Consider the following 8,055-nt stretch of genomic DNA (forward strand, 5'->3'; position numbering starts at 1 on the left):
CAGTCCCGCCGGTAGGTGAAGGCGAGGCCGTTGAGGCTGCCCAGGGCCTCGTCCCGCATGAATTCCCGGGTCGGCACGTCGCAGCCGATCACCCCCTGGTGCATGACCAGGGTGCGGCGGGTCAACTCGCCCACGAAAAACATGTCGTGGCTGACCAGGAGCAGGGTCGTGTCGAGGTCGCCGATGATCTGGAGCAGGAGCTCCTCCCCCTCGGGGTCGAGACCGGCGGTGGGTTCATCGAGGATGAGCAGGTCGGGCGACATGGCCAGCACGCAGGCCAGGGCCAGGCGCTTGCGCTCCCCTCCGGAAAGATGCAGCGGGACCCGATCCTCGAATCCCGACAGCCGAACCCGCGCCAGGGTTTCCCGGACCCGCTGCCGCGTCTCGTCGGGGGTGCAGCCGAGGCGCCGGAGGCCGAAGGCAACCTCCTCCCCCACGCTCGGGCAGAAAAGCTGGTCGGCACAGTCCTGGAAGACCATGCCGACCCGCCGCCAGAGGGTTCGGTGCCGCTGTTTCGTCACGGGCTCTCCGGCGAAGTGAAACGTGCCTTCGCCCCGGCGCAGGCCGAGGAGGCAGGAGAGGAGGGTGGTCTTGCCGGCCCCGTTTTCTCCAACGAGGGCCACGCGTTCGCCGGATGCGATGTCGAGATCGACCCCTGCGAGGGCGGGGGTGCCGTCGGGATAGCGGAATCGGAAGTCCCGGAGGGAGACCAGGGCCGGCGCCGGGGCGGTCTTTCCGGGAGGCGTCGCCGCGGGGACGCCTCCCGGTGTCTTCCCGCTTTCGTCGGCCGTCTCCGGGGCCAGCCGGAAGGAGAAGTCGAGGCCGTGCTCCCGCAAGGATGCCCGGTGGGAGACGAGTTCCTTCAGGGTGTAATCGTGGTGGATGCGGCCCCGGTCGATGACCACGGCCCGGTCGCAGAGTTCGTAGAGGAAGATCAGGTCGTGGCTGATGCAGACGAGGGTGCCCGGAAAATCCCGGAGCAGGTTGAGGAAGATCTCCTCCTGGCGCGGATCGAGGTTGGTGGTGGGCTCGTCCAGGATCAGGGTTTCGGGGCCCATGGCCAGGAGGCCGGCCAGGGCCGCCCGCTTTTTCTGACCGAAGCTGAGGTTGTGGGGCGGTTTGTAGGCCATTCCCGCCAGCCCCACCTGCTCGAGGGCGACGCGGGCGGCCTCCTCCGCCGACACTCGCGCCAGGCCCTGGTTCCGCGGGCCGAAGGCCGCGTCGTCCATGAGGGTGTGGCCGAAGAGCTGATCGTCGGGGTCCTGGAAGAGCAGGCCGATCTCCAGGCGGGCGGCATCGAGGTGGGCCCCGGCCAGGAGCTTCCCCTTGTAGGAGACGCTCCCCGCGGAAGGGGAGAGCAACCCGCAGAGCTGCCTGACCAGCGTCGTCTTTCCCGATCCGTTATGCCCCACGAGAGCGATCCGGTCCCCCGGGGCGATGTCGAGGTCGATGCCCGAGAGGGCGGGGGTGCCGTCGGCGTATCGATAGGTCAGCCTCCGGATGCTGAAGAGGGTCTGCTTCGGGTCCGGTCGCAACACCGGCGGGGTCGGATTGTGCATCATCGCCGCTCCTTGTTCATCCGCTTCCCTGTTGGAAGAATCGGTCCCAGAGGATCAGGGTGATCCCGAGGGCCAGCCAGGCGCCGGCCAGCAACAGGTCCTTTGCCTGCATCCGCGATTCTTCCGGTGCGGGGAACCGGCCGCGATATCCCCGGGCCCGCATGGCCTCGAAGACCCGCTCGGTCCGCTCGAAGCTCCTCACGAACAGCATCCCGAGGAAGTTGGCCACGGCCCGCAGGGTCTCGATGTCGGTGCGTTTTCGGAACCCCCGCACCCGCATGCCGGCGGCCATGCGCTCGGCCTCGTGCCGGAAGACGTGGAGGTACCGGTGGCTCAGGAGGACCATCTGTCCCACCATGTCCGGTATGCCCAGCCGGGTCAGGCCGTGAAGGGTGACGGGAAGCGGCGCCGTAGTCAGGAGGGGCTCCATCAGGAGCGCGACGGCCACGCCCTTGCAGGCGATGGCCAGGGCTTTGTAAAGGCCGCGCAGGTTGAATCCGAGCCAATCCACGCCGTCGATAACCAGAACCGTGTCGCCGGGGAGCGCCGGTGCGGAGAGCGGCATCACCACCAGAAACATGACGAGAAAGCCGGTGACGGCCAGAAGCCGCGTCAGGGCGCGGACAAGGGACGAACGGGCCAGAACCAGGGCCAGGAGCGATACGGCCAGGGCCGCCAGGGCCGGCTTCACGTGTTCGAGGGCCGCCACCAGAAAGCTGTAGGCGAGGAGGGCCGTGATTTTACAGCGGACATCCCAGCGGTGGAACAGGGTCGCGCCGGCGGCATCCGCAAGGGGCGGCACCGACCAGTCCCTGTCCTCACCCGACACGCTGCGCCGGCGGACCAGGAACCGAAGTCCGGCGGCCGCGGCCGCCAGCAGGATCAACGGGCCCGCCAGGATTGCGGCGAACTGCCAGGCGGGCAGGACGATGTGCACCACCTCAGCCATGGGCGGATGGATCCCGGGGGGCGGTGTCATGGGTGTCGTCGGCCCCACCGGCAAAGACCGGTTCCAGCATCTCGGGCTTCACCCGGGCCAGGAAGCCGATGGTGAATGCGCTCACCGCCCCTTCGATGAGGATGACCGGAACATGGGCCGCCAGGGCGATTTTGGCCACCCCGAAGAAATCCTCCCCGCCCGCGGCCAGCAGGAGCGCCAGAATGAGCGCGGCCATGGCGGTTCCCAAAGCCCCTGCGATACCGCCGACAATGGATTGCCGTGATCGGGTGCGGCCTTTGAGCCTCTGGAAGAAAACACCGCAGATCAAGGCCGGCACCCCCATCATGAGGGCATTGGCCCCAAGGGCGGTCAGGCCGCCGAACTGAAAAAGGATGCTCTGGAGGAGGAGGCCGAGGCCGACGGCCAGAAAAGCCGACGGCCCGAGGAGCGCTCCGGCGAGACCGGGGATGAGGAGATGAACGCTGGTGGGGCCGAAAGGGATGTGAATCAGCGACGCCACGAAAAAGGCCGCCGTCACCACCGCCACCTTGGGCAGCGTCTCGCTCCGGGTGCGGCGGGCGCTCCAGGCGGCCAGAGCCGCGCTTGCGGCATAGCCGCCGACGGTCACGGACATGGGGAGTACCCCGTCGGAAATGTGCATGGTCAATCCCTGTGCGGTGTCGTATCGCTGATGGATTTTCGGTCCCTGCGCCGGCTCGCCGCGAAGGCGGCGGCCCCGAAGAGGCCGAGGATGTAGCCGATACCGCCGAACACCTCCTGGAAACCCGGCTTGTCGAGATCGGCCCTCAAAGCGGCGATCTCCCGCCGGATACCCCTCAACTCGCGGGAGAGGGCGGCGTTTTGCTCCGTGAGGAGGGCCGTGAGATCCGGGGAAGCCGTATCGGTCCCGGGCGTCTCCCCAAGGGCGGCGGGCGGCGGGAACGCCAGGCAGGCGCACACCGCCGCGATCATGACGAGCTTCTTAACCCGGAACGGCGCCGACCCGCAACCCTTCATTTGCGGGCCTCCACCTCGGTCCTTTTCAGCTGAAAGCTGTTCTTGTGCCCCATGCCGGCGTCGATGACGATGGTCAGGTCGTCGACCTTGGGGATGGGGAAGCTGAACAGCCCCCCGGTGTCGGTGGTTCCCTCCAGGAGAAGGGTGTCGGCGCTGTCGAAGACCCGCACCGTGCCGCCTTCCACCATGCGTCCGTCGGGAAAATAGCTTTCGGTGTGGATTTTTCCCCCCTCGACGTAGGCGAACAGGTTGACCTTGTGGGCCAGGGCGACCCCTGCGGAGAAGATCGACACCAGCATGAATACCGCGGCGATTCTCGAGGTTTTCATTGGGCGCCTCCGCTTATCTCATGTCCCGGGTGCGCACCCAGTAGACCGCGCCGATCTCGACGGTCTTCTTCATGCCTTCGTGATCGATGGTCCAGTCGGCTTCGTTCAGGGCTGAAAATCCCCACCAGCCGGCCTTGGGCATGGCGTAACTGAAGATGCCGTCGGCATCGGCCTTGACCACCTGGGTGACATACGGGTCCGCCGGCGGGAGCACCACGCTGATGTTCCCGGGGGAGGCGTTGAGATACTCGATCTCAACCTCGGCGTGGGGGACCGGCTTGCCCTTGAGCAGCACCTGCCCGGTAAAGAGATTGCCGGTCCACAGGCCGTAGGGCCGGGTCAGGGGGACGATCTCGGTCTCCAGTCCCACCGGCACGTCCCAGCCCTCCTCCAACCCGAGAGCGTTGACGCAGACCTTGGTGTAATGGACGATGTAGAGATCCTCGGCCGGCTCCCAGTAAGGGGTCGGCTCGACGAAGAAGGTGTAGTCCCCCGGCCGGCGGATGTCGTAGTCCGCGGTCCAGAAGGTGAACTTCCCGGTCTGGTCCGGGCTGCCGCCCTTGACTTCCTTCAAGGCGGCCGTCAGATCGCTTTTCTGCCCGCCGTGCTTCACGCCGAACTGCTTGGGCCTGGCCATCTCCATGTAGTGCTGCTCCAGGGGATGGATGAACTTGACCTCGATGGACAGTGTTTTGGCGTCGTCACGGGCGACAATGTCGTCGGACGGGATGACGGCGCCGAAATGGGCGAAAGCCGGGGCGGCAGCGAGCAGCAACAGGGCCGCCGCAATGAGGGTTCGCATCGATCTGCATGGGGGCATCCGAAGCTCCTTCCATAATAGGGTTTCAAAGATAACAGACAGATTTGCCAAATAAAAAGCCACGAAGGCCGGTTTCCTCAAGCGGCATCGCCTGGGAAATCGTCGCCTTCGTGGCTTGTTGTCAGGATATGGAACAACGGAATCTGTCGAGGAAAAAACGGATTTCAATCCGTGAGTTGAGCCAAGCCTTTAACGAAAACGTCTCCGGATGTCAAGTCAATTCTCCTTTGCCGTTTGCATCCGACGTTATGAGATAACGCTAAGTTTTCGTTGAAGATTTGTCGATATCAGTCATCTTCCAGATCAGTCATCTTCCAGTTCCCGATGGATCCGGTCCATCCATGCCGGCACGCGGAGGTTTTCCGCCCGGAGGTAGGATTTGGAGTAGGGTTTGATGTCAATGATGGGGCTCCCGTCCACCGCCTCGAGCCCCTTGACCTCGAGCGTGTTATCCTTTCGGCCCGCCAGGGGCACCGCCGAGACCAGCACGGGGTTGGGACGGGCCGGACTGCAGGTGGCGAAGATGCCCTGCCGCGGCAGGTCCTTCCGCCCCATGGGGTGGACCGTTTTCAGGTTGCGCCTCGCCGGGTCGATCAGGTGGGGCCAGTAGAGCACGAGGATATGCGAAAAGCCCTCGATGCCGTCCAGAAGCTCGATCCATTGGGGAAAGATCTCCAGTCGGGAGACGGTCTCCTTGACCCGGCGGTGATATTCCCTGATCCGGTCCATGCGCTCGTTCAGCGTCAGGTCCGATTCTCCGGCCGTGAGCATGGGGGTTGTGATGGGGCTTCTCACCACGCCGACGGGGGTGAGCTGCAGAATTGCGTCATTTCTTGCTTCAGTGTTCATCGCGTCCTCCCGGGTCGACGAATTTCAGGTCGTCGGCCCATTTTCACAGGTTACATACTCAACGTTCGACATTCATATTACATACTCAACGTTCGACTTCCATCGGCCGGTTGTAACCGGTCACCATCATGAAAGTTGAAAGTTGAATTACATATCCAGGGAGACGGTCAGCATCGCCGTGAAGGGTGCGCCTGCGTAATAACTGGTGATGCCCCCCCGAAGGGTGTCGTTCTCCTGGATCAGGGAGACGTACGCCTCGTCGAAGAGATTGATGACTTCGAGGGAAACGTTCAGGGCGTCGGCAAAGGAGAGGTTTTTCCGGGTGTAGCCGAGCTTGAGATCCGCCACCCAGTAATCGTCGATCTTCTCCGTGTTTTCGGGGTTGCCGTAGCGTTCGTCCATGTAGCGCAGCATGGGAATGATCGTGAAGTCCCCCCAGGAGAGGATCAGGCCGCTTTTCACCATCCACTCGGGGACATCCACCACCTGATTGCCTTCGGTGTCCAAGGTCGCTTCCGCAAAGATCAGGTCGTCGTCATAGGTGAGGTCGGTATAGGAGGGGTTTAAAAAGAAGATGACATGCTCCCCGAAAAAGAAGTTCATTTCCACGTCGAAGCCCCAACCCGTGGCTTCCCCGACATTCTGCTGATAGTTCACGCCGTTGGGCCCTATTCGCGGATCGAATATCGTGCTCAGGAGATTTTTATGTTTGGCGTAGAAAAGGGTCGGCAGGAACTCCATCCGTTCGGTGCGGAAGCGGGCTCCCAGCTCGACGGTGTCGGTAATCTCCATGTCGTATCCGCTGAACATGTCGTCCAGGGTCACCCCAGCGGCCTGGAAAGCGGCGCGATTGTTGTTGTAGACGGTTACCAGAGGCACGTAAGCGTAGGGACGAATGTGGTTGCGCCCATAGCTGGAATGAAATTCGAGGTTCTCGGAAAACAGATACGTGACACCCAGCGTGGGCTCCAGTTCATCGTAGCTTTTCTCCTGCCGGTAAAGGTCCGGGGCTTTCACCAGTTCGTAGTCCGGTGCGGCGGCGGTGTACCCCTGGCCGGCAGGGTCCCGATAGTAAAAGTATTTGAGGCCGGCCTGCCAGTCGAATCCGCCGATGCTTCCGGCCAGCTTGATATAGGGACTGTGGCCGATGCCGTCGTCCTCGCTTTCCATGACCATGCCGTATCCCTTGAACGCCAGCGTCGCTGCATTGAAGTTCTCCTGGGTGATGCGCATGTCCGAGGATTCAAACCAGTAGCCGAGGCTGGCCGTGGCCCAGGAAAACCGCGAGTCGATCTGGGAAATGAAACCGTACCGCTCGATGTCCCGCATGCGCTTCTGGACGATGCCGCCCCTGGCGGTGCTTCCACCCAGAATTTCGGTGTCCTCCTTGGCATAATAGGGCTTGATCGTCAGCTTGAACAGGTCGGAAAATGTCCACGGGATGACGGACAGAAAGTCCCGGTTGACATAGTCGCCGCGGTTGTAATCATAGTAGTCGATGTCCCGGGCTGCGATCCCGGTGAGATTCGCATTGTAGTCTTTGTCATGGTTGGCGTCCAGGTCCAGCGTCTCGGCATAGGCGAGGGGTCTGTAAAGGTGCTGATCGAGACTGTTGTAATTGAGCTGGAACCGGACCTCGTCCCGGTCCGAGATCGGTTGGCTCAACATGAAATTGAAGTTTTTCCGGGGGCCGAGGTCGCCGGGACCCTTCCATTTTCCGGCGTCGGTGTAGGATCCGGAAACCGACAGGCGGGTGTTCACGGCAGGCAGCGTCCCGGAGTCCAACCGGACAAAGGTCCGGCTGTAGCTGTCGGCGCCGACGCCCTGGCCGACCAAAGCCCCGGCTTCCGTTTCGGGCCAGAGCGGTCGAAGCTCGATGGCGCCGCCGCGGGCACCGACGCCGGTGCCGAGATCCGCCGGCACCGCGCCCTTGTAAACGGCGATCCCTTCAAAATTCTCCGTATCGTAGATATAGTCCCGCGGCCCCATGGGATTACCGCCGTAGTTGGGCACGCCGGCGACGGTCATGGCGCCGAGAGATCCGCGCACGCCCCGTACCCGGATGCTTTTCTGCTCGGCTCCCAGTCCATAGGGATCGACGCTCTCCACGCTGATGCCCGGCAGTATGTTGATCGCCTCGTATACGCTGACGGCGGCCTTGGCTCCCTGGGCTGCAATCCCTTCCCGGGTGATCTCGCTGCCGGTGTACACCGTTTCGTGGGTTTGCCGGGTGGGGGTGACGAGTTTTTTCTCCTTGACGACCATCGCATCCAGCGTCACCGTTTCCGCCGCAAGGGTCGGGGTTCCCACAAGCAGGCACGCCAGAGCGGCCAGTGCCCACACACCGTTCTTTTTCATTCAACACCTCCGTATGAAGTTCATCTATCCTTTGCATTCAGGCCTTTGCATTCAGGCCTTTGCATTCAGGCCCTTCCGTTCAGGAAGTTCCGAAAACCCTTCGGGCACATGACGCCCGAACCTTCTGTTGCCGTCCTTCGTGGAGGTGCTGTTATGAAACCGCGACTGTCGACTTTCATGATG

At 63.0% G+C, this 8,055-nt stretch carries 8 protein-coding genes; all 8 read right to left on the reverse strand.

Going from position 1 to position 8,055, the window contains the following annotated elements:
• On the reverse strand, positions 1-1,562 hold a 1,562-nt coding region (locus AB7S84_RS15165; RefSeq protein ID WP_428155490.1), incomplete at its 3' end, for an ABC transporter ATP-binding protein.
• A gap of 13 nt (positions 1,563-1,575) precedes the next feature.
• Positions 1,576-2,508 carry a cobalt ECF transporter T component CbiQ gene (cbiQ, locus tag AB7S84_RS15170; RefSeq protein WP_428155493.1) on the reverse strand — a complete coding sequence of 311 codons (933 nt, stop codon included), beginning with the start codon at positions 2,506-2,508 and terminating at the stop codon, positions 1,576-1,578.
• Entirely contained in the window at positions 2,501-3,160 is a 660-nt protein-coding gene (gene cbiM, locus AB7S84_RS15175) for a cobalt transporter CbiM (RefSeq protein ID WP_020877224.1), read from the reverse strand. Before cbiM ends, cbiQ begins: the two co-directional genes overlap by 8 nt.
• Before the next feature lie 2 nt (positions 3,161-3,162).
• Positions 3,163-3,471 carry a hypothetical protein gene (locus AB7S84_RS15180; RefSeq protein ID WP_428155495.1) on the reverse strand — a complete coding sequence of 103 codons (309 nt, stop codon included), beginning with the start codon at positions 3,469-3,471 and terminating at the stop codon, positions 3,163-3,165.
• A 41-nt stretch (positions 3,472-3,512) separates the two neighbouring features.
• Complete coding sequence (locus tag AB7S84_RS15185) at positions 3,513-3,845, reverse strand: carboxypeptidase regulatory-like domain-containing protein (RefSeq protein WP_428155497.1); 333 nt, start codon at positions 3,843-3,845, stop codon at positions 3,513-3,515.
• Between the two features lie 13 nt (positions 3,846-3,858).
• Positions 3,859-4,665 carry a DUF4198 domain-containing protein gene (locus tag AB7S84_RS15190; RefSeq protein ID WP_428155499.1) on the reverse strand — a complete coding sequence of 269 codons (807 nt, stop codon included), beginning with the start codon at positions 4,663-4,665 and terminating at the stop codon, positions 3,859-3,861.
• Positions 4,666-4,968: 303 nt separating this feature from the next.
• The gene (tsaA, locus tag AB7S84_RS15195) at positions 4,969-5,514 is read right to left on the reverse strand and encodes a tRNA (N6-threonylcarbamoyladenosine(37)-N6)-methyltransferase TrmO (RefSeq protein WP_020877228.1); all 546 of its coding nucleotides are present in this window, start codon (positions 5,512-5,514) and stop codon (positions 4,969-4,971) included.
• Positions 5,515-5,661: 147 nt separating this feature from the next.
• A complete protein-coding gene (locus AB7S84_RS15200) occupies positions 5,662-7,872 on the reverse strand; it encodes a TonB-dependent receptor (protein WP_428155502.1) in 2,211 nt (736 codons plus the stop codon).
• Between the last annotated feature and the right edge of the window lie 183 nt (positions 7,873-8,055).

Origin of the sequence: Desulfococcus sp., from assembly GCF_050178255.1 — a bacterium.
Taxonomy (GTDB): domain Bacteria; phylum Desulfobacterota; class Desulfobacteria; order Desulfobacterales; family Desulfococcaceae; genus Desulfococcus; species Desulfococcus multivorans.